Raw genomic sequence first — 25,337 nt, 5'->3', positions numbered from 1 at the left:
ATGACTCAGAACACTTTCAAGAAGAAGATCACGAAAGGAGCTTCTCCGAAAGGAAGAGGTAAAAATATCTTTACACTGATTGAGGAAAAACTGAATGTCACGGGGATTTTGGGAGAAGGTATTCCTGTAAAGTTTGTTCCTCCCTTTCTCTATGTTGCCCTACTTGCCCTGATCTATATCTGGAGCAATCACCGGGCAGATAACTTGATCAGGAGCATTGAAAGGACACAGCAGGAAGTGGAAGATCTCAGGGCAGATGTCACCACTTTGGAGGCAGAGTACATGTTGAGAAGCAAGCAATCTGAAGTAGCAAAAAGAATTGGGCCTTTGGGCTTGTTTGAATTGGAAGAACCACCTTTAAAAATAGTCGTCAAGAAGTGAATATCAAACGTTCCATAGTGCTTAGAGTAAGGATAGCCTTCATTTTGGTGGCTATATTTGCTGGGTTGATCTTTTACAGGATCACCCATTTGCAGTTTGTGGAGGGTGAGAAATGGGCCGCCAAGTCCGAAAACCAGAATTTTCAGTTCAGACAGGTAAGCGCCACCCGTGGCAATGTCTATGCAGCCGATGGCAGTCTATTGGCCACGAGTTTGCCTTTTTACCGAGTGGTTCTTGATCCTCTTATCGTCAAAGAAGAAGCTTTCAGGGCTGGAATTGATTCGCTTTCCTATTTATTGTCAGGTTATTACAAAGACAAATCTGCGGCTTCCTACAAAAGGATCATCAAAGACGCAAGGGTAAATGGCAAGCGCTATGTGATCTTGAACCGGAAACAAATCGGATATCAAGACATGCAGAAAATGGCCAAATGGCCCATTTTCAGAAAAGGAAGAGCGTCCGGAGGCGTCATTTTTGAAAAAGTGGAAAAGAGATACCGTCCCTTCAATAATCTTGCTGGCAGGACTGTTGGGTTTTTGAACGAGGACAAATTGGGCGTCGGCATAGAATACAGCTTCAATGAATACCTGGAAGGGAGAAATGGCAATGCCTTGTTCCAAAGAATTGCAGGGGGAACATGGAAGCCCGTCTTTGATGCCACAGACATCAAACCTGACGATGGCTTGGATATCCAAACCACCTTGGATGTAAATATTCAAGATGTGGCAGAAACGGCACTTCTTCGTCAATTGGTGAACAAAGACGCGGAGTTCGGCTGCGTTGTCGTCATGGAAGTCGCCACAGGCCACATCAAGGGGATCATCAACTTGGAAAGAAGCAAAAGCGGCAATGGATACAATGAATCCTACAACTACGCAGTGGGAGAGCAAGGCCTTACCGAGCCTGGCTCCACCTTCAAATTACTCTCCATGTTGGCGCTTTTGGAAGAAGGAAAAGTCGGATTGAAAGACTCTATCGATACAGGAAACGGTACCTACCGTTTTTATGATCGGAATATGAACGATGCCAAAAACGGTGGCTTTGGTAAGATCACTGTAAGGGAGGTTTTTGAGAAATCCTCCAACGTGGGCATCTCCAGATTGGTCGATCAACATTTTGGACACCAACCTTCAAAATTCCTCTCCTACGTGGAAAAAGCTGGTTTGAACAAACCAATCGATTTTCAGCTGATCGGTGAGGGAACACCCTATTTCAAAAAACCAGGTGGAAAATACTGGTATGGCACTACCCTTCCTTGGATGTCTATAGGATACGAGGTGAAAATGACTCCGCTTCAGACGCTGATGCTCTACAATGCAGTTGCGAATGACGGTGTGATGGTCAAGCCAATGATCGTAAAAGCAGTGGCGAAGGGAAACCAAATCACAAAAAAGTTCCAGACTGAAATCGTCAGAAAAAGCATTGCCTCGGAAAAGACCATCCAACAACTTCAAAGCCTTTTGGAAGGTGTGGTCACCCACGGGACGGCCAAAAATGTATTGAATGACAATTATAAAATTGCAGGCAAAACGGGCACCGCCCAAAAATTAGTGAATGGAAGATATGTTCAACGGTATTACACCTCTTTTGCAGGTTACTTTCCGGCAGACAATCCAAAATACAGTGCCATTGTGGTGATCGACAGTCCCAAGGGATTCAATGTCTACGGCGGGGATGTTTCTGCACCTGTTTTCAAGGAAATTGCCGACAGGATTTATGCGCAGGATTTGGGCTTGAATACCCGCATTTCACCAAAAAACCAGCTGGCGCAAGCGAATACCGGACTGCCCTACATCCAAGCGGGAAAAGTGGACGAGTTGCAACTGATCTGCAATCAACTTGGGATTTCCAATCATTACAAAGGTGAGGAAGGTGAAAGCTGGGTCAAATCTGCCGTGAACAATAAATCCATCGAATGGAAAACCAATAGAGTGGATTCCCCTATGGTCCCCGATGTCAATGGCATGTCCCTAAGAGACGCTCTTTATGTCCTTGAAAACAAGGGTTTGAGAGTGGTGTATCAGGGCAAGGGCAGGGTAAAGGGACAATCCATGAATCCAGGATCGGCAATAGAGCAAAATAGTGTCATCCGTTTAATTTTATCATAAATGAAGGTTTTAAAAGACATACTGTACAAAGCCTCCCTTACGGCTACCATAGGAAATATGGAAGTGGAAGTAAGTGAGATTGTTTTTGACAGCCGCAAGGTCAGTCAGGGATGTGTCTTTGTGGCCATTTCTGGTACACAGGTCGATGGCCATGCCTTCATTGAAGGGGCTTTGGATCTAGGTGCTTCAGTGATTGTCTGTGAACAATTGCCTGAGAAAAAAAGAGAAAACGTCACCTATGTACAGGTGGTGAATGCAGCCAAAGCCATGGGCATCATGGCGGCAAATTATTTCGAAAATCCATCTGAAAGGCTGAAGCTAGTGGCGGTGACAGGAACCAACGGGAAAACCACCACCGTCACGCTTCTCCATCAGTTGTTTATGGAAATGGGCTATATCGTCGGTTTGTTGTCCACTGTGGAGAACAAAATCAACGAGGATATTATCCCTACCACCCATACGACTCCTGATTCAGTAACCATACAGGCATTGCTTCGCAAAATGGTGGATGCAGGTTGCACCCATTGTTTTATGGAAGCAAGCTCCCACGCGATCGTGCAGGAACGGATGTCGGGACTACATCTCGCCGGAGCCGTTTTCACCAATATCAGCCATGACCATCTGGATTATCATGGCGATTTTGATGCGTACATCAAAGCCAAAAAGAAGCTCTTTGACGAATTGCCAAGGGATGCATTTGCCTTGATCAATGCTGATGACAAAAGAGGTTTTGTCATGCTCCAAAACTGCAAGGGATTGCATCAGACCTTCGGACTGAAATATCCTGCGGACTTCAAGGCCAAAATCATTGCCAATACACTTGAAGGCTTGGAGCTGGATATCAACAACAAACAAATCTGGTTTCGGATGATCGGAGAATTCAATGCCTACAATGTAATAGGGGTGTTGGCTACTGCGATCCTTTTGGGAGAGGAAGAGGATGAACTCTTGATGCAGCTTTCCAAAATCAAAGGTGCGCAAGGGAGATTCGAGCAGACAACCTTGTTTGGCATCACGGCCATCGTGGATTATGCACATACCCCCGATGCATTGGAAAATGTACTCAAGACCATTCAGGGGGTGAGGACTGGCGCTGAGCAAGTCATCACCGTGGTGGGATGTGGAGGCAACCGTGACAAATCCAAAAGACCGATCATGGCCAAAATCGCAACCCAGCTCAGCGATAAGGTGATCTTGACTTCCGACAATCCCCGTGATGAGGATCCCTCGGAGATTCTCAGGGAAATGGAAGCTGGAATCAGCCCAATGGGAGTCAAAAAAACAACCCTGAATGTTGACCGAAGGGAAGCAATCAAATCCGCGGTCATGATGGCAAAAAAAGGAGATATAATCCTGGTTGCTGGCAAAGGCCATGAGACTTACCAAGAAATTAAAGGTGTGAAATATCCTTTCGATGACCGCAAGGTGATCAAGGAAATCCTCAATCTATTGAAGAACGACTAACATGTTATATCCGATTTTTGATTATTTAGACAAAGTGTTGGACATCCCGGGAGCCGGGGTTTTCAGGTATATCTCCTTCAGGGCAGGTATGGCAGCGCTTTTCTCTTTGATCATTACCATTACATTTGGGAAAAGCATCATCAACTGGATCCGAAAAAAGCAAATCGGAGAGACTGTCAGGGACCTTGGATTGACAGGACAAAGTGAGAAAAAAGGCACCCCCACCATGGGAGGTTTGATGCTGATGGCTGGGATTATCATCCCAACACTGCTATTTGCCAATGTTTTCAACATCTATATCATCCTCCTGTTGATCACCACTGTTTGGTTGGGAGCGATCGGTTTCTTGGATGATTACATCAAAATATTCAGGAAAAACAAGGAAGGATTGGCCGGAAGATTTAAGATCGTTGGTCAAATTACCATTGGTGTGGTCGTGGGCTCAACGCTCTATTTTCATGAAGGCGTAGTGGTTCGGGAATTTTCCAATCCTGTTTCTATCGAAGAGGGAGTTGTGGAAACACCTTCCTTCAAGGATGTCAAAGTGGCCAAAACCACTATTCCCTTCCAAAAAGACAACGAGCTCAATTATGAGGTGGTGTTTGGATTCCTTGGGGAGAGTATAACGCCCATCCTGTATGTCATCTTCGTGACTTTCATTATCACGGCCGTTTCCAATGGGGCCAATATCACTGACGGGATTGACGGGTTGGCAGCAGGCACTTCCGCCATTATTGGACTGACGCTGGCCATATTTGCCTACATCAGTGGAAATGCCATTTTCTCCCAGTATCTCAACATCTTCTTTATTCCCAATTCGGGTGAGATGGTGATTTTCTGTGCTGCATTTGTGGGCGCCTGTGTGGGATTTCTCTGGTACAATGCCTTTCCAGCCCAGGTTTTTATGGGAGATACCGGGAGTTTGATGCTCGGTGGCGTGATTGCGGTCTCTTCCTTGATCTTGAGAAAAGAATTGTTGATTCCTGTCCTTTGCGGAGTTTTTGTGATCGAAAACCTTTCCGTGATAGCGCAGGTCAGTTATTTCAAATATACCAAAAGAAAATACGGCGAAGGCAAAAGACTCTTGTTGATGGCGCCCTTGCACCATCATTACCAAAAGAAAAACATACATGAAGCCAAGATTTCAACACGGTTTTGGATCGTGGGGATTCTCTTGGCCATCATCACATTGGCAACATTGAAGCTTAGATAAATGAACAAAACGATAGCCATACTGGGAGCAGGTGAAAGTGGGGTTGGTGCAGCATTGCTGGCCAAGCGGGAAGGCTATGCGGTATGGGTATCTGATATGGGTTCAATAAGTGTGGAGAGAAAAGACATTCTGAATGCGGCAGAAATTCCATTTGAGGAAGGACAGCACGATTTCGGTCGAATTCTTTCTGCAGATGAAATCATCAAAAGCCCAGGGATTCCGGAAAAAACACCTTTGGTCCAAGAGGCAATAGCCAAAGGGATTCCAGTCATCGATGAACTGGAGTTTGCCTTCAGGTTTTCGAAGGGAAAGGTGATCGCAATCACCGGGACGAACGGAAAAACCACTACGACCCTCCTGACCTATCACTTGTTGAAAAAGGCGGGAATGGACGTGGGACTTGCTGGAAACATCGGTCAAAGTTGGGCGGCTCAATTGGTGGAGGGAGATCGGGATTGGTGGGTGATTGAAGTCAGTAGTTTTCAGTTGGACGGCTTTAAGGATTTCAAACCTTCCATTGCCATCCTGACCAATATCACACCGGATCATTTGGATCGATACGCCTATAAGCTGGAAAATTATATCGCTTCCAAGGTTTCGGTTTTCAAAAATATGGGACCGCAGGAAGTTGCTGTTTATTTCTCCGATGATGCCAATATCCAAGCCGGATTGAAAAGCGTCAAATCCAAGGCCTTATTCTACGGAATGTCTTTGGAAAAAGGAACAGACTTCGGAGGCTATTTCGACGGAGCCAAGATCAGCTTGAAACTTCAAGGGAAGTCAATGGTCATCCCCAAAGAGGAAGTAGCCCTCAAAGGAGCACACAACATGCTCAATGTGATGTGTGCCACCACTGCAGCGCTGACTGCTGGTGTGAGCGAGGAAGTGGTAAGGGAAGGCTTGAAGGATTTCAAAAATGCTCCTCATAGAATGGAGTTGGTGGATGTGATCGATGGCGTCACCTTCATCAATGACAGCAAAGGCACCAATGTCGATGCAACGTTCTATGCACTGGAAAGCTTCGAATCACCCTTGATATGGATCGCCGGTGGCGTGGACAAAGGTAATGATTATACGCTTTTGGACCCAGCAATGGGGGGAAAAGTAAAAGTGCTCATTTGTTTGGGTAAAGAAAACGAAAAACTTAAAACTGCCTTTGCAGGAAAAATCAATACCATAAAGGAAACAGAAAGTATTGCAGAAGCGGTGGCTTGGAGCCTGGATCTGGGTAAATCGGGAGACGTGGTCTTGCTTTCACCAGCTTGCGCAAGTTTCGATCTGTTCAAGAATTATGAAGACAGGGGCGAGCAGTTTATCTCCGCTGTCAAAACCTTAAAAACATCATTGACCAAATGATAAAACTGAAACTTTGGATAGATCAAAACCTGAAAGGGGACCCCATTATTTGGGGGATCGTGATCGTGCTTTCCATCATCAGTATCTTGGTGGTGTACTCCGCCACGGGTTCTTTGGCCTACAAAAATCAAGGTGGAAATACCGAGAAGTACCTCATTGACCATTCCATGTTGGTGGTGATGAGTTTGTTCGTGATGTGGGTGGCCCATAAGATCCCTTACAAAACCTTTGGTTTGATAGGGAGATTTCTGTTGATGGTATCCATCCCGCTCCTGTTCCTGACCTACATCTTTGGCTCTACTTTAAACGAAGCCAACAGATGGTTGACCATCCCGGTGATCAACAAGGCATTCCAACCCTCAGATTTGGCTAAACTTGCTTTGATCGCCAGTTTGGCCAGTTTGTTGGCTAGAAAACAAAACAACATCCGGGATTTCCAGAAGACTTTCGTCCCGATCATATTGGCAATTGGCGTGGTTTGTGGATTGATCGGTTTGGCCAATATGTCCACGGCCGTCTTGCTGTTGGTGACTTGCTTGCTCCTGATGTTTATCGGCAGGGTTCCCATGCGCTTCATCCTCTTGGTGGTCTTGGTCGGGAGTATGGCACTTACCTTCTCGGTTTTGGCAGGACAGCGTGGAGGCACTTTCTTTTCGAGGATTGAAAATTTTGTCTCCGGAGACGAAATCCCCTTCCAGGCCGAACAGTCCTACATCGCGATTTCCACAGGTGGAATCACGGGCAAAGGTCCGGGAAATTCGGAACAAAGGAATACCCTTCCGCATCCCTATTCGGATTTTATCTATGCGATCATCATCGAAGAATACGGGCTAGTGGGAGGAGCAACAGTGCTGTTCCTCTATCTGGCTTTATTGTTCAGGGGAATGAGAATCGTGGCTCTGTCCACCAAACCCTTTGGAGGATTGCTCTCCGCGGGGCTGAGTTTTGCGCTGGTGCTCCAAGCGATGGTCAATATGGCCGTGGCTGTGGGACTCGGGCCGATTACAGGGTTGCCCCTGCCACTTTTGAGCATGGGAGGGACCTCTCTTGTCTTCACTGGATTTTCCCTGGGAATTATCCTTAGTGTAAGCCGCGGGGACCATGTCGAAGCCATTGAAACGACCAGCCCGACTAACAGAACGAAAAAGACATTTCAAACCGCTTAAATACAAAAGACTATCAATACTTCAAAACCATATCGAATCATGATCAGCGGAGGTGGCACAGGTGGACATATTTATCCAGCGATTGCCATTGCCAATGCCTGGATGGAAAAACATCCAGACACTGAAATACTGTTTGTGGGTGCCGAAGGAAAGATGGAAATGCAAAAAGTACCAGAAGCGGGCTATAAAATTGAGGGATTGAAAGTGGCTGGGCTCCAAAGAAGTCTTTCCTTGGCCAATGTCAGCTTTCCATTCAAACTGGCCAGTAGCCTTCGGAAATCCAGACAGCTCCTGGCGGATTTCAAACCCAATGCAGTGGTCGGTGTCGGTGGGTATGCCAGCGGACCCCTTCTTTTTGTGGCCCAAAACAAAGGGATTCCAACCCTTATTCAGGAACAAAATTCCTACGCGGGTCTGACTAACAAATTATTGTCCAAAAGGGCAAGAAGAATCTGTGTCGCCTATCCAGGAATGGAGGAATTCTTTCCCAAAGACCGGATTCAAGTCACCGGCAATCCGGTAAGAAAAGACATCCTTGATTTGAAGGGGAAAAGCGAAATGGCAAAGTTTCATTTTGGTTTGCAGCCGGACAAAAAGGTCTTGTTGATACTTGGTGGAAGCCTTGGTGCAAGGACAATCAACCAAGCTGTTTTGGCAGATATGGTCGGCTTTGAGGAAAGCGGATACCAACTGCTTTGGCAGTGTGGAAAATATTATTTCCAAGAGATGATCCAAAAAGTGACGGGTTCAGGATTGAAGCATGTGCGTCTTATGGAATTTATCCGAGAGATGGATTTAGCGTATGCCGCTGCCGATGTGGTGGTTTCCAGGGCGGGCGCTTTGTCCGTATCAGAACTCAGCATCGTGGGAAAGCCGGTGATTTTCATCCCGTCTCCAAACGTGGCGGAGGATCATCAGACGAAAAATGCTATGGCGTATGTGAAAGAAATTGCCGCGGTATTATTGAAAGATAACCATGCAGTCGGTCAATTGAAAAAAGAAGTAGATCAACTGATGGCAGATGAATCCAAAATGGATCTTTTGTCGGAGAACATAAAAAAATTAGCCAGGCCCGATGCGGCCAATAGAATCGTGTCGGCCTTAGAAGAGATTATTGCATGAATTTAAAACAACTCCATAGTGTCCATTTTCTAGGGATCGGCGGGATCGGCATGAGTGCTTTGGCCCGTTGGTTCAATCACCTTGGCATCAAGGTGTCCGGCTACGACCGTACACCATCGGCTTTGACCGAAGCCTTGGAGCAGGAAGGGATGGAAATCCACTATGTAGATGCGATTGAAAATATTCCCGTGAAGGTAAGAGAGGACCAAAAAAACACACTGATCGTGTGGACTCCCGCCATGCCGAAGGATTCGGCAGAACTCAATTTCTGTATGGAAAAGGGTTTTGAGATGAGAAAACGTGCGGTTGTTTTGGGTATGATTACGGCTTCCTTGCCTACAATTGCAGTGGCTGGAACCCACGGCAAGACCACGACTTCTTCCATGGTTGCGCATTTGCTGAAATCTTCGGGGGTAAATATTGCCGCTTTCCTTGGTGGACTTACCCAAAACTACAACAGCAACCTGATCCTGCACGATGAGGCTGAGGGGAATGCAACGGTGGTCGTGGAAGCAGATGAATTTGACCGTTCCTTTCTCCATTTGCATCCCAATGTGGCCGTGGTGACAAGTGTCGATCCCGATCATTTGGATATTTATGGGGATGGAGCAGCGATGTTGGAAGGCTTCAGTCAATTTATTGATTTGATTTCTCCTGACGGAAATTTATACATCCAGTCCCATGCTTTCGCAAAATTAAGAAAACCCGAAAATGCCAGCCTGAAAGTGAGACAGTATGGTTTGGATTCCGGAGAAATAAAAGCTGCCAATATCCAAGCACTTCCTGCCGCTTTCAAATTTGACTACATCAGCGAAAGGAAAAACATCTTGGGACTGACGCTCAGCATGCCTGGATTCCACAATGTTGAAAATGCCTTGCCGGCTATTTCAATCGCTTTGGACCATGGAATAGAGGAGGAGCAAATCCGAAATGGGTTATTGACCTATAGAGGAGTGAAAAGAAGATTTGAGATTTGGGTACAGCAGGAGGATAGCGTGTATATCGATGACTATGCCCACCATCCCGAAGAAATCAGGGCCTTCTTAAGCTCTGTCAGGGCCATGTTTCCAGGAAAAAAATTGACGGCTGTATTTCAGCCCCATTTATTTACCAGGACGAGGGATTTTGCAAGCGGCTTTTCAGAATGCCTTTCATTGGCAGATGAGGTCGTATTGTTGGAGATCTATCCTGCAAGAGAGTTGCCCATTGAAGGGGTGAATGCAGCCATGCTTTTGGAAGGAATTACTTCTCCGAAGAAATCCATTCAGAGCAAGGAAAACCTTTTGGACTACCTAAAGGAAAATCAACCTGAGGTCTTGGTGACCATGGGTGCAGGTGATATCGACAGATTGGTTTTTTCCATGACAAATTTGATGAGAAGACATGAAAACTAAACTGATCAAAACATTGGGTTTTTCCTTGTTGGGACTGGTACTGCTGGTTTTCATCGGATTTGTGGAAAAAAAGGGTGCGGAAAGGAAATTTTCGGAGATGTCGGTCCAGGTTAAAGGAATTGCGGACGTCTATTTCGTGGATGAAAAGGAAATCCTTGACAACCTGAAAGCGGAATTTCAAATGCTAAGTCCAGGAATGGCGCTGTCGGAAATTGATTTTCAACAGGTCGAATTGAAAGTTGAATCCCATCCTTTTGTCAAGAAAGCAGAAGTTTATGGGGACATGAAAGGGAATATTTGGGTGGAAATCCAACAGCATCAGCCCATGGCAAGGATTGTCAGGCCAATGGCTGCAGATGGGTACATTTCCACGGAAGGGCAGATTTTGCCGACTTCGCCCAAGTATACCACGAGGGTTTTGATTTTGGAAGGCGATTTCGCCGAAGAACTGTTGGAAGCAGATGATCTGTCCATCGATTACCAGGATTTACTTGGCTTGGTGGAATTCATCTTTCAGGACCCATTCTGGAATGCCCAGATCACTTCTTTGGAAATCGACAACAAGGGGGATATCAAGATGCATCAGCAAGTCGGCAACCAGGTTATCGAATTTGGGGATGCAGAGGATATAGCAGAAAAATTTGAAAAGATCAGCCTGTTTTATGATGAGATCATCCCTTCAAAAGGATGGAACGCTTACAGCAGGGTGAATGTAAAATATAAGGACCAAATAATTTGTGAGTAATTCACCACACTATGGAAAATGACAAAATAATTGTTGGACTTGACATTGGAACTACCAAAATCTGTGCGATCATCGGTCGTAAAAATGAGTTTGGTAAACTTGAAGTGCTTGGAATGGGCAAAGCTGTCTCTGATGGTGTGATCCGTGGGATCGTTACCAATATTGACAAGACCGTCAATTCTATCCAAAAAGCAGTTCAAGATGCATCCGATATGTCAGAAGTGGATATCGTGGAAGTCATCGTGGGAATAGCGGGTCAACATATAAAAAGCACGGTCCATCACGGCAGTATTATCCGCCAGCCGCACCAGGAAGAGATCACCATCGAGGATGTGCGCCGCTTGGCCAATGACATGGAAAACATCGTGGTTCCTCCGGGAAACACCATTATCCACGTCATGCCACAAGATTATACCGTGGATTATGAAGGAGGGATCAAAGATCCAGTAGGAATGTCCGGCTCAAGGTTAGAAGCGGATTTCCACATCATCACTGCACAGACCACGGCCATCAACAACATCAACAGATGTGTCAAAAGAGCAAATTTGGTTTCCAAAGACCTTATTCTTGAGCCTTTGGCAAGTTCACTTTCCGTGCTCAGCGAGCAGGACAGGGAAGCAGGTGTATGCCTAGTGGATATCGGTGGAGGGACAACTGACATCGCCATCTTCTACGACAATATCATCCGACACACGGCGGTGATCCCACTTGGGGGCAATATCATCACCACGGACATCAAAGAGGGTTGCATGGTGATGCACAACCAAGCGGAATTGCTCAAAACAAAATTCGGGAAAGCCATCGCAGAGGAAGCAAATCCGAACGAGATTGTTTCCATTCCTGGATTGCGCAACCGTCCTCCAAAAGAAATATCCATCCGAAATCTTGCCGCAATCATTCAGGCAAGAATGGAAGAGATCATCGAATACGTACAGAATGAATTGGTGGCCAGTGGCCATTATAAAAAACTTGCCGGAGGGATCGTCCTGACAGGAGGTGGAGCACAGCTTCAAGGCGTAAGCCAATTGTTTGAATACATGACGGGACTCGATACCCGCATCGGTTATCCAAATGAGCACTTAGGCAAGTGTAAAATTGAAGAAGTTAAAAGTCCCATGTATGCGACGACTGTGGGGCTGGTTTTGGCCGGTTTCAAAGCCCTCGATGACAGGGAAGACACCTATAGACAGCGATACGCGCTCAAACCAGAAAATAAAATTCAGGTCAAAGGGCCCAAATCCGAATTGGTCAACAAGGATATTTTCAGCAATATCAGAAAGAGACTTCAGGAATTCATCACCAATGACATTGGTGACGACAGCAATTACTAGGGCTTATCATACTGGGGAGATAAAAGGCATTGCTTTTCATTTCCCTTTTAAAATCTTCTTAACAAACGAAAAAAAAAGTTCACCAAACATAATAAATTCAAAATGTCAGATAACATGAAAGATTACAGATTTGATCTTCCAAAAAATCACAAGTCAATCATCAAGGTGATTGGCGTCGGAGGAGGTGGTTCCAATGCAGTGAACCATATGTTTAGCCAAGGGATCAAGGATGTGGAGTTTGTGGTTGTCAATACCGACGCCCAGGCTTTGCAAAGCAGTCCTGTTCCTTTGAGGTTGCAGTTGGGTGAAAGCCTGACCGAAGGTCTTGGTGCCGGTGCAAATCCCGAAAAAGGAAGGAATGCCGCCATTGAAAGCAGGGAAGAAATCAGAGAATTACTGTCGGACAATACCAAGATGGTATTCATCACAGCAGGAATGGGCGGTGGCACAGGTACTGGTGCAGCACCTGTGATTGCCAAGATTGCCAAAGACCTTGACATTCTGACTGTGGGGATTGTTACCGCTCCATTTGTCTTTGAAGGCAAGAAAAAAATGATGGCTGCCCAATTGGGAATCGAAGCACTTCGCGAGAGTTGTGATACCGTATTGGTCATCCTCAATGACAAGCTACGTGAGATTTACGGAAACCTGGCCATCCGATCTGCTTTTGCAAAGGCCGACAATATCCTCTCTACAGCTGCCAAATCCATCGCTGAGATCATCACCGTTCACCAAGATGTAAACGTGGATTTCGAAGATGTGAAAACAGTCATGAAAAATGCAGGTGCCGCAGTAATGGGGTCTGCCACAGAGGAAGGTGAAGGAAGAGCGATCAGATCTGCTGAGAAAGCAATTGCTTCTCCATTGTTGAACAATGTGGACATCAGGGGAGCGCAAAAAATCTTATTGTCCATCATGTCTGGTGAGGATGACGAATTGTCTATGGACGAATTGAGCGAAATCACCGAATACATTCAAGAAAGAGCAGGAGACGATGCGGAATTGATCTTTGGTCAAGGTATCGATCCAGACTTGGGCAAAGCCATCCGTGTGACGGTCATTGCTACCGGTTTCGAAATGGACAAATTGACCACTTTGACCCCAAGTGCATTGGAAATGGAAAAAATGAAAGCGAAAGCGAAAGAAGAAACCGTATCCAAAGTGATTGATTTGGAATCCGGAAAATCTTTTCAAGTAAAAGATGAGGCTCCTGCCCAGACTGGACAGACCTACACCTTTACTTTTCAAAAACCGATTTCGACCGCTCCAGTAGAAACCAAAGCCGTCGTTGAAGCGGTCAAAGTGCAGGAGTTTGCACCTAAAGTGCAATTGGAAGAGGAGGCATTTGAGATACAGGATCAGGAAGAAGAAGAATTCGAATTTGTTACTGCCGAAATTCCAAAAGAAAAAAAGTCTTTTCCCCTTTACGATGAGGAAGAAGCAGTGATAGAGAAAGAGGGGGCAGTAAAAGCGTCAAAGCCAATCGAAGAGCCTGTCCCAGCAAACCTTTACGGAAATGACTATTACGAGCAGATCAAACTAAAGGCCATCCAAAGGGCACATGAGCGTTTTGAGAAGCTGAAAGGATTGCGTTCCAACAACCAGAATTCTGAAGAGTTCAAGGAAAAATTGGACACGCCTGCCTTTGTACGCAAGCAAGTGAAATTGTCAGATGTGCAACACAGCTCCGAGAGGAATATTTCGAGGTTCAACCTGACAGACGAAAATGAGTTTTTGAAAAACAATAGGTTTTTGCACGATAATGTTGATTGATTAAAAATCAATCAACATTTCAGCTTGGGAGCGAAGCAATTCCATGTACAATCTGTTGGTGAGCAGGTTATCTGACATATTCTCTTCAATCTTAGCCAGTTTAGGTTTGGAGGCGAGTACATGCATTCCCAGGTAATGGAAGATGTCGGTAAGGTGGCTCAATGCGATGCCACCCCCGCCTACTCCAGAGGAAAGTCCCACCAATGCACATTTCTTGTTCCGAAAAGAATTGGGATAGGTCATCCCGTCGATAAAGGATTTTAGGATCCCGGGAAAAGAGCCATTGTACTCGGGCACGATAAAGACAAACTTTTTCCCGACCAGCATTCGGCTGTGCAGGGCATTGAAAGCATCGTTTTTTCCGTTGTTCTCATAGAGGGCCGAAAAAACAAAATCATGGGGAAGATCCTTCAGTTCGATTATTTCGGATTCGGCGCCCCTTTCGTTGAGTATTTCCTGATAAATGGACGCCAACTTTCTGGATATTGAATTTTTTCTATTGGTGCCGACGATAATTTGAATCATGTTGGTGGAATTTTTTTTGAATTTGAACAATATACAATCCGTATGGCCTTTTAGTTTCTCAATAGTATCAATTACTTTAGGGCAAAATATCAATACATGAAACAAGACTCTACAATTTCTTACACCGAACAGATCCAAGCTGCTTTTGTTTATATCCATAATTTAAATCCAAATCCCGTAGAAATCGGCGTGATCCTGGGGACAGGATTGGGCCAATTGATCAATAACATTGAAATCGAAAAGGAAATCCCTTACGAAGACATTCCCCACTTCCCAGTTTCGACAGTAGAAAGCCACAGTGGGACTCTGATTTTTGGGAAACTTGGGGGTAAAAACGTAGTGGCCATGAAAGGAAGATTTCATTACTATGAAGGGTATTCCATGAAAGAAGTCACTTTTCCAATAAGGGTCATGAAATTGCTGGGCGTAAGCAAGTTGATGGTTTCCAATGCCGCCGGCGGATTGAACCCAGACCATAAAATTGGGGAGCTGATGGTCATCAACGATCATATTGACCTCTTCCCCGAAAACCCTCTCAGGGGCAAAAACCTGGATGAATTTGGCGTCAGGTTTCCGGACATGAGCGAACCTTATGCGCTGGATTTTATTGATATGGCAATGCAAATTGCGAAAGAAAATGGGTTGACTGTCCATCAAGGTGTTTATACTGCCCTGCAGGGTCCCAATCTGGAAACCAGAGCGGAATACAAATACCTGAGAACGATCGGAGCAGATGCCGTTGGGATGAGCACCATTCCGGAAGTAATTGTGGCCAGGCACATGGACATGAAAGTTTTTGCCATTTCTGCGATCACGGATCTTTGTTCTCCAGGGAATGTCAAAAAGATAAGCATCGCCGAAGTACTCGCCGCCGCCGCCCTGGCAGAACCTGGAATGGGTATCATTATCCAGGAATTGGTCAGAAGAATATGACTAAGGTGTAACCACTTAACGATACTAAAGACTTGGTACTTTGTACACTTCAAAAATCAAAAGATTCTACAACCCAAATAATCAATGCAAAAATTTCTAACAGATTCTATTTTTGAAAAAGCAGAGGAAGCCGCGCTTTATATTCGAAGCCAAATCCAGGAAAAGGCATCGCTGGGGATTGTTTTGGGATCAGGATTGGGCTCTTTTGTCGATTACTTGGAAAATCCCATCAAGATTCCCTATGCATCGATCCCCCATTTCCCTCTTTCTACGGTGGAGGGGCATTCTGGAGAACTGATTTTTGGCAAGCTCAATGGCACCGCGATCTGGGCAATGAGTGGAAGGTTTCATTATTACGAAGGATATGGATTGCATGAAACGGTTTTTCCCCTTCGGGTAATGAAAATCCTTGAAGTGGAGCAGCTGGTGATTTCCAATGCAGCGGGTGGATTGAACCCGGAATTTATACCGGGGGACTTGATGCTGATCGAGGATTTCATCGATTTGTTTCCAGACAATCCCTTGAGGGGCGCCAACATCTCTGAATTTGGGCCTAGGTTTCCCGATATGAGCGAACCTTTGGATCATGGGTTGATTCAAAAAGCAAAAGCTTCCGCCAAGCATTTGGCTATCCCCATCAAAACGGGCGTCTATGTCGGGATACAAGGTCCCAAGCTGGAAACAAAAGCAGAAATCCGGTATTGCCAAGTCCTGGGAGGGGATGCCATCGGGATGAGTACAGTCCCGGAAATCATTGTCGCCAATCAGATGGGCATCAAGGTTTTGGCGATTTCAGTGATCACCAACCAATGTGTGCCAAGTATCTCCAGTCAATTTTCACACGATGCTGTCGTTTCCGTCGCCGAAAGGGCTGGTGAAAAACTCGCCAAAATCATCGAAAACGTATTTTCTTGAACCCTATTGAAGATGTCAAAAAAACCCTGGTTGCACAGAGCAAAAGTGGTCACTTGACCACTTTTTTTGGCAGGGCAACTGCAAGTCCTTAACTTAGCCGTTGAATAATAATAATCCTTTTCCAAATGTCCCTAGAAGTAAAGAACCTGACCAAGATGTATGGCAAGCAAAAAGCTCTGGATGGGGTCTCTTTTGCTGCGGAAAGAGGGCAGGTTTTGGGTTTCTTGGGACCAAACGGTGCCGGGAAATCTACCACAATGAAAATTGCCACAGGCTTTATTCTTCCGGATCAGGGCGATGTTTTTGTCAATGGATTGTCGGTATTGGAAAATCCAAAGGAGGTAAGCAAATTGATAGGCTATCTTCCGGAGCACAATCCCCTTTATCCGGACATGTATATTCGCGAGTTTTTGACTTTTATCGGGGGATTGTATGGCTTGAAAGGAAAAGCAGCAAAGGATAGAATCGAGGAATTGATCCCTTTGTGTGGGTTGGAAGTGGAGGCGCACAAGAAAATCCATCAACTTTCCAAAGGATACCGCCAGCGCGTAGGGCTGGCCAAGGCATTGATCCACGATCCTGAGGTCATCATCCTGGATGAACCGACCACAGGACTCGACCCCAATCAACTCGTGGAAATCCGAAAGCTCATCAAAAACATCAGTGCCAACAAAACCTTGATTCTTAGCACGCATGTCATGCAAGAGGTGGAAGCCATTTGCGAAAAAGTCGTCATCATCAATCAGGGGAAAATCGTTGCCTCTGATTTGCTCCAAAATTTAAAAGCAGAGCAGGGAAAAGCGATATTGATGTTGGAAACCGAAGAAAACATGGAATTGTCTTGGTTTGAATGCATCGGGGATGCGCGCCACCATGAAGGAAATCCAGGGTCGGTTTTGCTGAAAACCAGTGACCCAGTGATGGCGAGGAAGGCAATCCTTCAAATGGTCCAGGACAAATCCCTGACCTTGATCAGTATTCGCCAGCAGGAAAGGAACTTGGAAACTGTCTTCCGCCAAATCACCCAAAAACAATAAGATGCTGAGTTTATACCTAAAGGAAGTCAATGCCTTTTTCAACAATCTTTCTGGATACCTCATTCTGAGTGTGTTTTTGGTTTCTTTGGGTTTGGTGGTTTGGGTTTTTCCGGACACATCGGTGCTGGATTATGGTTTTTCCGATTTGGAACCCCTATTCATTTATACGCCCTATATTTTTACTTTTTTGATCCCGGCCATTACCATGAAGATGATTGCTGAGGAAAAAAGATCGGGAACTTGGGAGATTTTGCTGACCTCTCCCTTGGGAAGTACCCAAATCATTCTTGCCAAATATTTTGCCGCCTTGACATTGATCATCGTGGCCTTGCTGCCCACCTTGGTGTATTATTTCAGTGTTGTCCAATTGGGCGATCCAGTGGGGAATATTGACCATGCAGGTTTTTTCGGGTCTTGGATCGGGTTGGTTTTTATCGGAGCGGTGTTTGCGTCCATTGGCTTGATGTGCAGTGCATTGACGGCGCACCAGATTGTCGCATTCATCCTAGGGGTTTTCATCATCTTTCTGATGTACTTTGGATGGACTGCCTTGGTGCAATTGCAGGTGATGAGTCCCTTGGCTTTGTTTTTGGAGGAAATCAGTTTGAGTTTCCATTACCAAAGCATGAGTCGGGGCGTGATTGATGCGCAAAACGTCAGTTATTTTCTTTCGGTCATCATCATCAGTTTGGGCTTGACAGGTTTATGGATCAGAAGAAAATGAATAAAAAATCAGTTCTAAGAACGTTTCTCGGGCCGGGCTTGATTTTAGGGGCAATCTTGTTCTTGTTTTTGATCTCCCGATTCTTCCCTTTCAGGATAGATCTGACAGAAGAAAAGCGCTATTCCTTGCATCCGGCCACCATAGAAGTACTTAAATCTTTGGAGGAACCATTAGAAGTGGAAATCCTACTCACCGGAAAACTGCCGGGAGGAATGCGGAGGTTGCAACGTTCCATCGAAGAAACCCTCAGGACTTTCAATGCCTACAGCAGCGAGAACATCTCTTTTTATTATGAAGATCCACTAAGTTTGCCGGAGGATATCCGTGAGGATTATGTGGTGAGCCTGACCGAATATGGCATCAATCCCACCAATCTATTTGTGACAGAGGACGGCGGACAAAAAAGCAGGTTGATTTTTCCTGGTGTAATGGTCAGGAGTGAGGAATTTGAAACCGGGACCTTGTTGCTCAGGGGAGAGAAGGGGATGTCTCCTGACCAGATTTTAAACCAATCCATTGAGAACCTCGAATTCGAATTGATCAATGCAATCCGTAAATTGATTACCAAGCAAAAATTTTCCGTTGGGATGATCTTGGGGCATGGGGAATTGGGAGAGGAAGATGGTTTTGGGATTGTGGAAGCCTTGGTCGATGACTATGAAGTGTACAAAATCCCAATGGGACAGGCCAAGAAGGTAGAAGATCTGGATCCTTTTGCCGTGTTGATCGTGGCGGGTCCAAGGGATACTTATAATGAAAAAGAAATTTACCTTTTGGATCAGTACCTGATGAATGGGGGCAATCTGGTTTTTTTATTGGATGCCGTCGCCGTGAACTTGGATGAGGCTGGGGGAGAAGGGACCATCGGTTTCCCATTTGATACAGGACTGGACCAATTGCTTTTCAAATATGGGATTCGGATCAACAAAGATTTGATCCAGGACCTGAATTTTGGATACCATCCCGTCATGGCTGGAGATTTCGGGGATCAGGCACAGATTGTTCCTTTGCCTTGGCCATTTTATCTGGCAGCAGGAAGAATGGCTCCCCACCCGATTACAAAGGGTTTGGATCAGGTGATGTTCCGATTTGCGAGTTCCTTGGATACTGTAAAAGCGGACGGAGTTAAGAAAACACCCTTGATTTTTGGGTCGGATTTAAACCGAAAATTGTCGGCCCCGGTTCGGGTGGCATTCAGCGACATGTCAGAAGCGCCGGACATGGCGCAATATGGATTGAAAAACCTTCCACTGCTGTATCTTTTGGAGGGAAATTTCACCTCCTTTTTCAACAATAGGTTTCTTCCAGAGAACATCGATCCTTCCAAATTCCAAGCATCGGGGAATGAAGGGAGAGTGGTTGTGGCAGGCACCGGCAATCTTTTCAAGAGCCTTTTCAATATGCAAAACGGGGAACCATTACCCCTGGGGGAAGATCCTTACGCCAATTTGACCTATGCAAACAGGTTGTTGCTTCAAAACATGGTCAAATACCTGATCGAACCTGAGGGGATTATCGCCACCAGGACCAAGCAGTTCCAGATTCGCCCATTGAACAAGGCGAAGGTGAAGGCGGAAAAAGTAAAATGGCAGGTGGTCAATGTAGTTTTTCCGGTATTGATTTTGGGTGTATTGGGTATGATTTGGATCCTGTTGAGGAAAAAAAGATTTTCCGCCAGGTCAAAATAATTCCCTGAATGTCCTAGGGTGAAAGTAATTACCTTCTTTAGGAGATTAACTCATTTTTTTCGGATGAATGTTCGTTGCCAATGCTGGTTTTGTTATTTTATTTATAAATTTACCCTGCCATAAAAAAATTGAATAAATAAGCCCTTTTGATATGAAATTTATTGTTTCCTCTTCTGCTCTTTTGAAGCAGCTTTCATCGATTAACGGAGTGGTGACAACCAATCCTGTAGTTCCCATTTTGGAAAATTTTCTTTTTGAGATTAAGGATGGCAAATTGACCATCACCGCATCAGATTTACAGACTTCCATGATCACCGAACTCGATGTGGAATCCAAAGAGGATGGAAACATCGCCGTTCCAGCCAAGATTTTGATGGAGACCCTGAAAAACCTGCCAGAACAGCCGGTTACTTTCAGCATTGATCCTGATACTTACAGCATAGAAATCAGCTCTGACAACGGCCGCTACAAACTGGCCGGTGAAAATGCGACCGATTTCCCTAAAATACCAAGCGTTACCAATGCGACAACCGTGGAAATGTCCACAGAAGTCTTGACCAGCGCGATCAGCAATACCATCTTTGCGACCAGCAACGACGAATTGAGACCTGCAATGACAGGTGTTTATATCAACTTGAGTCCCACCAACGCTACTTTTGTGGCAACGGATGGACATAGGCTGATCAGGTACAGAAGAGTGGACATCGCCGCTCCTGACGCCGCCAGCATCATCATTCCAAGAAAAGCACTCAACCTCTTGAAGTCAACGCTTCCTTCGGAAAACCTACCGGTAACCGTGGAATTCAACAATTCCAACGCCTACTTCAATTTTAACAACATCAAAATGATCTGTAGGTTGATCGATGAGCGTTTCCCGGATTATGAAAATGTTATCCCTGTGGACAATCCAAACCACATGACCATCGACAGGATCGAATTTTTGAGCTCTTTGAAAAGGATTGCGATCTATGCCAACAAAACCACCCATCAGGTGCGTTTGAAATTGACCGGAAGCGAACTTCAGGTTTCTGCCGAAGATCTTGACTTCTCCAATGAAGCCAACGAAAGGTTGTCTTGTGAGCACAACGGTGACGACATCGAAATCGGATTCAACGCCAAATTCTTAGTGGAAATGCTTAACAATATTTCTTCAAAAGAAGTCACCTTGAAGTTCAGCGCGCCAAACAGGGCTGGATTGATCGTGCCGTCTGACAAGTCAGACAACGAGGATATCCTCATGTTGGTAATGCCGGTAATGCTAAACAACTACGTGTAAAATCATTTTAATTTCCATATATCAAAAAAGGCCTGAGAATTTGATTCTCAGGCCTTTTTTGATGGTTGTTTTGATAAAGATTTCGAAGTTTCTTTAGGTCAAAGGTTTTGAGGAAAATTTTTCGACTGGATAAAATCCAAAACCCAACGCTATTGCATTTCCTTACCCAACGCTGGAAAACCCAACCTTTGCTCACAAATGTTTATTGTTTTACCTCCAAAATCCAGGATTCCAAGGGTTTTAAATCCACTTTGACTTTAGCTTTTCCATCTTGGATCCGAAGGATGGGCTTGGAGGTGCCATAAAGTTTTTCGGTGAGTTCCAATTCCCCGTCTTTCAAACCCCAGGTGGCCACTGTTTCGGAAGGCAACTCCAACTCAAAGCCGAAGCTGTCGTTTCTGTCGAAATTGCTGATGATGATCAGTTTTTGATCCCCATTCCAACGCACGAATGCATACACGCGGTCATTGTACCATTCGGTATGCTGTCTGTTATGGCTATGGATTTCTCTGTACTCGCCTGCCAAAGCTGGGCTGTAGATGGTGAAATTGAGCAACCTTTGATAGAAATCCCTAAGAGATTTTTCACTTTCGGAAGATTTTCCCCCATCGAATTTCCCGTCATTCATCCAGCGCTGATGATGGGGAACACCCACATAATCGAAGATGGATGTTCGCGAAGGGGAGCCGAATCCTGCATTCTCCGCGCCGGACTCACCCACCTCCTGACCAAAATATATCATGGTTGGGGCACTGCTGATCGTGGCTGACAGAACCATCGCCGGTTTGGCCAACATTGCCTCTCCGGCAAATTCCGGGCTGGCGATCCTTTGCTCATCATGGTTTTCCAAAAAGTGCAGCATGTGGTGTTCGATATCCGCAAGTCCATTTTGGATACCGATGATGTTGTCCGTAGAGCCTTTGCCTTGCATGACGCTTTTCAGGGTGTCATAGAGCTCGACTTTATCATAGAGGTAATCCATCTTCCCCAAATGGATGTAATCCCTGTAGGCGGCGGGGTTATAGACTTCGGCAAGGAGAAATGCTTCTGGGTTTTCCATTTTGATGGCGGAATTCATGTAGCTCCAAAATTCCACCGGGACCATTTCGGCCATGTCGTAGCGAAAACCATCGACATCCATTTTTATCCAGTAAAGGGCGATATCCCTGAATTTTTTCCAAGAGTCTGGCACGTCTTTGTCTTTCCAAAAGTCAAAATGTGCCTTGAAATCCTTCTCCCCGAATCCATCCGGAAGCTCGGGAAAATCTTTGGTGCCATCGGGCCTGATTCCATAATTCACTTTGACGGTTTCATACCAGTCATTGAAGTCAGGCTGGGCCAAACGAGAGCCATTTCCAGTCCATTTGGCTGGGAACTCATCAAATTTTCCATCGGAAAGGGGGTGGGATTCCCCACCGAGGGGTTTGTAGGTCCCCTCTGGTAGGGGCACACTGAAACGTTCTCCTGGGATATAATAGAAATTATTGTCCCTTTTGTATTCGATGGAGGTGTCATCCTTTTCCCCGAAATCTGTCACTCCCTTGGGATTGTTTTTCCCCTCATATTTCCGGGCAATATGGTTCGGGACAATGTCTATGATGAGTTTGAGTCCATTATTGTGCGTTCGTACGATCAACTCCTGAAATTCTTCCAGTCTTCTGGCCGGATCTACCGCCAAGTCCGGATTTACGTTGTAATAATCCTTGACGGCATAGGGAGATCCTGCCCTTCCTTTGACCACATCCGGATCGTCATTGGAGATGCCAAATGCGGTGTAGTCATTGATCAGTGCATGATGAGGCACGCCTGTGTACCAAACATGGGTGGTCCCGAGGGCTTTGATTTCCTGAAGGGCAAGGTCATTGAAGTCGTTAAATTTCCCCACTCCGTTTTCGGCAAGGGTTCCCCAGGGTTTATTGGTTGTGTTGGTGTTGCCAAATAGGCGAGTGAAAACTTGGTAAACGACGATTTTATGTGGCTGGGACATGTTGGGGTTGGCGACTGAGGGTGATGGGGTTGAAGAGCAGCTGGTCATTCCAAAAAACAGAATAGAGACGATCGCTGAATGGACAATGGTATTCATCATAGCGATAAAGATATAAGGAAGGATGCTTTAATGCACATATACAGCAATAAAAAGGTCAGTTGGGTTGATCTTTTTATTGGTCCTGCATGATTCCTTACCAATTCTACATCAGCCTGAAATTGCTTAAAAATCAATCCGCTGCTCGCTATTTTTACCTTCACCGTATTGATACGAGGTCTTATTCTCCAAGTAGTCTGATTTTCTCACAGTTGCAACTCCATTGGGAAAACCAATGCATATTTCGGGTTGAAGAATAAACAATGGGCAGATATCGGAGTCCAAGTTTAAGTTCTAAATAGGGTTCTGCCTATCCTTTGCCCAGCTTTTTATTTGAGGGGTGGTTTTCCCGATTATTTTTCCCAAAGCCACAAAAACTGCAGAAAGTCCTAAAAACAACAGCATCAGAAAAAAAGCATTTATGGAAACTTGCTGAAGCCCCAACTCCATTACATTGACAAATGGATAGGGGTAAAATCCAGAAATACCGCCACGGATCAGGATGAAAACAAGGTAAACCAAGGGGTAGATCAACCATTTTGGGGTCAATGGCCAAGAAAGTGACTTTTTATTTTCATACATCACCCAATACACAAGCACTAAAATAGGATTGATGGAATGAAGCAATTCATCTACAATTTTCTGCATCCCTGTAGGTTCCCAAATCTGCCTTAAGATAAGTTGATAGACCAAGCCTACTACAAGGATATAGATGGTGATGGCAGTGAGGTCTCCGGTTTTGTTGATCCAAATCTTTTTGCCGGAACCCAATGCTTGGAGGGTAAAATATATCGCCACCAATGTGTTGGTCAGGATGGTGAAGAAGCTGAAAAAACGGATAATGGTTTCGGGAACTGAAGCAATCCTGTTTTCCATCATCAGGTAAAACTGCATGATCACGGCAAACCAAACAATACCGGCGAAAATCAAGGAGAGGGTTTTTTTCATAATTGGGACAAACAGGAAACCATAAAGATTTGTCTTAAAAGAATCAAAGAGATTTAAAGTTACCAATCGATAAAGAAAATCCCCAGACCTTTGACATCTTTTGTGATTGGCCTATCCAAAATTCATTTTTAAAAAAGACAAAGGGCATGAATCCATTTGGTTTCATGCCCTTTGCTCAATTCTGGATATCAGGTTCTCTTATTGGTGGAATAGTCTGTACACAAACAAAGTGCTTCGCTTGATCAAATCCGGATATTGCTTCATGTTGATGGTCTCCGCAGGGGAATGAGCACCAGTACCGGAGGCTCCCAGGCCGTCGATGCAATCCACAAATTCGGCAAGGTAAGAAATGTCTCCAGCACCTCTGGAGCCCGGATCTCCCGCTTTTACCGCACCATAACCCATGTCCAAACTGACCTTGTTCAGGATATCCACCAAAGCCCTGTTACCAGATGTGGGCGGCATGGAAGGAATTCCATCTTCGAATTTGATTTCTGCAGTGGTTCCATTCAGGTTTTGGGAGACGATAGTGCTCATTTTTTTCCTTGCGTTTTCCTTTTGCTCTTCCCCAAGAAATCTCAAATCTCCGGTTACAAAGGCTTCCCTTGCCACGATATTGGTTTTTCCCAAGGCTTCCCCGGTTCCTGTATTTTCATCGTATCGGATATCGGAGCCTCCGATGATTTGACCGGGATTGAAGGTCAGGTATTGTTCCCCAGCCAATTCTTCCCGAAACTGGTTCAGGATTCTTGCCGCCTCATAAATGGCGCCATAGCCCACCGTTTCTCGGAAAACACCTGCAGAATGGACCTGGTTGCCCGTAGTTTTCAAGGTCCATCCACTCGCCCCCCTTCTGGCAATAGTGGCAATGCTGAATCCCTGAGCGGTTTCGTAGCCCAGTGCGATGTCTGACGCTTTGGCCCTTTCGACAAAATCCTGTCGACTGACCCAACTCGGGTCTCCGGCATTTTCCTCATCCCCGGTGAAATATACCGTGACTGTCCTGTCTTCCAATAAACCGAGTTCATGCAATGCTTTCAGAGTGGCAAAAATCATCACATTTCCGCCTTTCATGTCGTTCACCCCTTGTCCGGTGGCAGTGGAATCGTTGATCATGGTGAAGGGATAGAAGGGCATGTCTTTCTCAAAAACAGT

The 25,337-nt window shown here is 45.3% G+C and carries 21 protein-coding genes; 17 read left to right on the top strand and 4 right to left on the bottom strand.

Translation table 11 applies throughout. From position 1 onward, the window contains the following. From Q7J63_RS13755 to ftsZ, 11 genes are all read left to right on the top strand, one after another. A complete protein-coding gene (locus Q7J63_RS13755) occupies positions 1–381 on the top strand; it encodes an FtsL-like putative cell division protein (protein WP_019599361.1) in 381 nt (126 codons plus the stop codon). Then, the gene (locus tag Q7J63_RS13750; RefSeq protein WP_304886943.1) at positions 378–2,489 is read left to right on the top strand and encodes a penicillin-binding protein; all 2,112 of its coding nucleotides are present in this window, start codon (positions 378–380) and stop codon (positions 2,487–2,489) included. Before Q7J63_RS13755 ends, Q7J63_RS13750 begins: the two co-directional genes overlap by 4 nt. Next, entirely contained in the window at positions 2,490–3,953 is a 1,464-nt protein-coding gene (locus tag Q7J63_RS13745; RefSeq protein ID WP_304886941.1) for a UDP-N-acetylmuramoyl-L-alanyl-D-glutamate--2,6-diaminopimelate ligase, read from the top strand. Position 3,954: 1 nt separating this feature from the next. Continuing rightward, complete coding sequence (gene mraY / locus Q7J63_RS13740) at positions 3,955–5,166, top strand: phospho-N-acetylmuramoyl-pentapeptide-transferase (protein WP_019599358.1); 1,212 nt, start codon at positions 3,955–3,957, stop codon at positions 5,164–5,166. Beyond that, on the top strand, positions 5,167–6,522 hold the full coding sequence (gene murD / locus Q7J63_RS13735) for a UDP-N-acetylmuramoyl-L-alanine--D-glutamate ligase (protein WP_304886939.1): 1,356 nt from the start codon (positions 5,167–5,169) through the stop codon (positions 6,520–6,522). Continuing rightward, the gene (locus Q7J63_RS13730) at positions 6,519–7,688 is read left to right on the top strand and encodes an FtsW/RodA/SpoVE family cell cycle protein (RefSeq protein ID WP_304886937.1); all 1,170 of its coding nucleotides are present in this window, start codon (positions 6,519–6,521) and stop codon (positions 7,686–7,688) included. Before murD ends, Q7J63_RS13730 begins: the two co-directional genes overlap by 4 nt. A gap of 12 nt (positions 7,689–7,700) precedes the next feature. After that, complete coding sequence (murG, locus tag Q7J63_RS13725) at positions 7,701–8,810, top strand: undecaprenyldiphospho-muramoylpentapeptide beta-N-acetylglucosaminyltransferase (protein WP_304887009.1); 1,110 nt, start codon at positions 7,701–7,703, stop codon at positions 8,808–8,810. After that, the gene (murC, locus tag Q7J63_RS13720) at positions 8,807–10,204 is read left to right on the top strand and encodes a UDP-N-acetylmuramate--L-alanine ligase (RefSeq protein ID WP_304886935.1); all 1,398 of its coding nucleotides are present in this window, start codon (positions 8,807–8,809) and stop codon (positions 10,202–10,204) included. Before murG ends, murC begins: the two co-directional genes overlap by 4 nt. Continuing rightward, positions 10,194–10,949 (top strand): cell division protein FtsQ/DivIB, encoded by a 756-nt coding sequence (locus Q7J63_RS13715; RefSeq protein WP_304886933.1) that lies wholly within the window; start codon positions 10,194–10,196, stop codon positions 10,947–10,949. The genes murC and Q7J63_RS13715 overlap by 11 nt, the downstream gene beginning before the upstream one ends. An 11-nt stretch (positions 10,950–10,960) precedes the next feature. Then, positions 10,961–12,280 (top strand): cell division protein FtsA, encoded by a 1,320-nt coding sequence (ftsA, locus tag Q7J63_RS13710; RefSeq protein WP_019599352.1) that lies wholly within the window; start codon positions 10,961–10,963, stop codon positions 12,278–12,280. Between the two features lie 114 nt (positions 12,281–12,394). Beyond that, on the top strand, positions 12,395–14,053 hold the full coding sequence (ftsZ, locus tag Q7J63_RS13705; RefSeq protein WP_304886931.1) for a cell division protein FtsZ: 1,659 nt from the start codon (positions 12,395–12,397) through the stop codon (positions 14,051–14,053). Here ftsZ and Q7J63_RS13700 read toward each other — a convergent pair whose 3' ends face one another. Further along, positions 14,054–14,578: an NADPH-dependent FMN reductase gene (locus tag Q7J63_RS13700; RefSeq protein ID WP_026333795.1), complete on the bottom strand. Its 525-nt coding sequence runs from the start codon at positions 14,576–14,578 to the stop codon at positions 14,054–14,056. Positions 14,579–14,674: 96 nt separating this feature from the next. Here Q7J63_RS13700 and Q7J63_RS13695 point away from each other — a divergent pair, with 96 nt between their 5' ends. The 6 genes from Q7J63_RS13695 (at position 14,675) to dnaN (ending at position 21,151) form a co-directional block, all read left to right on the top strand. Beyond that, the gene (locus tag Q7J63_RS13695; RefSeq protein ID WP_019599349.1) at positions 14,675–15,511 is read left to right on the top strand and encodes a purine-nucleoside phosphorylase; all 837 of its coding nucleotides are present in this window, start codon (positions 14,675–14,677) and stop codon (positions 15,509–15,511) included. Positions 15,512–15,595: 84 nt separating this feature from the next. Next, positions 15,596–16,426, top strand: coding sequence for a purine-nucleoside phosphorylase (locus Q7J63_RS13690; RefSeq protein WP_019599348.1), 831 nt, complete (start codon positions 15,596–15,598; stop codon positions 16,424–16,426). A 125-nt stretch (positions 16,427–16,551) separates the two neighbouring features. Continuing rightward, positions 16,552–17,463: a gliding motility-associated ABC transporter ATP-binding subunit GldA gene (gldA, locus tag Q7J63_RS13685; protein WP_304886928.1), complete on the top strand. Its 912-nt coding sequence runs from the start codon at positions 16,552–16,554 to the stop codon at positions 17,461–17,463. Between the two features lies 1 nt (position 17,464). Continuing rightward, the gene (gene gldF, locus Q7J63_RS13680) at positions 17,465–18,187 is read left to right on the top strand and encodes a gliding motility-associated ABC transporter permease subunit GldF (RefSeq protein WP_019599345.1); all 723 of its coding nucleotides are present in this window, start codon (positions 17,465–17,467) and stop codon (positions 18,185–18,187) included. Next, the gene (gene gldG, locus Q7J63_RS13675; RefSeq protein WP_370691915.1) at positions 18,184–19,875 is read left to right on the top strand and encodes a gliding motility-associated ABC transporter substrate-binding protein GldG; all 1,692 of its coding nucleotides are present in this window, start codon (positions 18,184–18,186) and stop codon (positions 19,873–19,875) included. The genes gldF and gldG overlap by 4 nt, the downstream gene beginning before the upstream one ends. Before the next feature lie 151 nt (positions 19,876–20,026). Next, the gene (gene dnaN / locus Q7J63_RS13670; RefSeq protein WP_019599343.1) at positions 20,027–21,151 is read left to right on the top strand and encodes a DNA polymerase III subunit beta; all 1,125 of its coding nucleotides are present in this window, start codon (positions 20,027–20,029) and stop codon (positions 21,149–21,151) included. Positions 21,152–21,353: 202 nt separating this feature from the next. On the opposite strand, the gene Q7J63_RS13665 is transcribed toward dnaN, so the two are convergent. The 3 genes from Q7J63_RS13665 to Q7J63_RS13655 all read right to left on the bottom strand — a co-directional run. Further along, positions 21,354–23,237, bottom strand: coding sequence for an alpha-amylase family protein (locus Q7J63_RS13665; protein ID WP_304886922.1), 1,884 nt, complete (start codon positions 23,235–23,237; stop codon positions 21,354–21,356). A 291-nt stretch (positions 23,238–23,528) separates the two neighbouring features. Continuing rightward, positions 23,529–24,182: a Pr6Pr family membrane protein gene (locus tag Q7J63_RS13660; RefSeq protein ID WP_304886920.1), complete on the bottom strand. Its 654-nt coding sequence runs from the start codon at positions 24,180–24,182 to the stop codon at positions 23,529–23,531. Positions 24,183–24,380: 198 nt separating this feature from the next. Beyond that, a partial coding sequence (locus tag Q7J63_RS13655; RefSeq protein WP_304886918.1) for a M20/M25/M40 family metallo-hydrolase occupies positions 24,381–25,337 on the bottom strand: 957 nt, incomplete at its 5' end.

It is taken from the genome of Rhodonellum sp. (assembly GCF_030656585.1).
GTDB lineage: Bacteria > Bacteroidota > Bacteroidia > Cytophagales > Cyclobacteriaceae > Rhodonellum > Rhodonellum psychrophilum.
This window is presented reverse-complemented; position numbering and strand designations above follow the sequence as displayed.

Bases quoted from the DNA above. Each gene is read 5' to 3' on its own strand.
- gldF (WP_019599345.1), top strand. From the start codon at position 17,465: ATGCTGAGTTTATACCTAAAGGAAGTCAATGCCTTTTTCAACAATCTT.
- ftsA (WP_019599352.1), top strand. From the start codon at position 10,961: ATGGAAAATGACAAAATAATTGTTGGACTTGACATTGGAACTACCAAA.
- Q7J63_RS13660 (WP_304886920.1), bottom strand. From the start codon at position 24,182: ATGAAAAAAACCCTCTCCTTGATTTTCGCCGGTATTGTTTGGTTTGCC.
- dnaN (WP_019599343.1), top strand. From the start codon at position 20,027: ATGAAATTTATTGTTTCCTCTTCTGCTCTTTTGAAGCAGCTTTCATCG.
- gldA (WP_304886928.1), top strand. From the start codon at position 16,552: ATGTCCCTAGAAGTAAAGAACCTGACCAAGATGTATGGCAAGCAAAAA.
- murC (WP_304886935.1), top strand. From the start codon at position 8,807: ATGAATTTAAAACAACTCCATAGTGTCCATTTTCTAGGGATCGGCGGG.
- murD (WP_304886939.1), top strand. From the start codon at position 5,167: ATGAACAAAACGATAGCCATACTGGGAGCAGGTGAAAGTGGGGTTGGT.
- Q7J63_RS13715 (WP_304886933.1), top strand. From the start codon at position 10,194: ATGAAAACTAAACTGATCAAAACATTGGGTTTTTCCTTGTTGGGACTG.
- mraY (WP_019599358.1), top strand. From the start codon at position 3,955: ATGTTATATCCGATTTTTGATTATTTAGACAAAGTGTTGGACATCCCG.
- gldG (WP_370691915.1), top strand. From the start codon at position 18,184: ATGAATAAAAAATCAGTTCTAAGAACGTTTCTCGGGCCGGGCTTGATT.
- Q7J63_RS13665 (WP_304886922.1), bottom strand. From the start codon at position 23,237: ATGATGAATACCATTGTCCATTCAGCGATCGTCTCTATTCTGTTTTTT.
- ftsZ (WP_304886931.1), top strand. From the start codon at position 12,395: ATGAAAGATTACAGATTTGATCTTCCAAAAAATCACAAGTCAATCATC.
- Q7J63_RS13690 (WP_019599348.1), top strand. From the start codon at position 15,596: ATGCAAAAATTTCTAACAGATTCTATTTTTGAAAAAGCAGAGGAAGCC.
- Q7J63_RS13700 (WP_026333795.1), bottom strand. From the start codon at position 14,578: ATGATTCAAATTATCGTCGGCACCAATAGAAAAAATTCAATATCCAGA.
- Q7J63_RS13730 (WP_304886937.1), top strand. From the start codon at position 6,519: ATGATAAAACTGAAACTTTGGATAGATCAAAACCTGAAAGGGGACCCC.
- Q7J63_RS13755 (WP_019599361.1), top strand. From the start codon at position 1: ATGACTCAGAACACTTTCAAGAAGAAGATCACGAAAGGAGCTTCTCCG.
- Q7J63_RS13745 (WP_304886941.1), top strand. From the start codon at position 2,490: ATGAAGGTTTTAAAAGACATACTGTACAAAGCCTCCCTTACGGCTACC.
- Q7J63_RS13695 (WP_019599349.1), top strand. From the start codon at position 14,675: ATGAAACAAGACTCTACAATTTCTTACACCGAACAGATCCAAGCTGCT.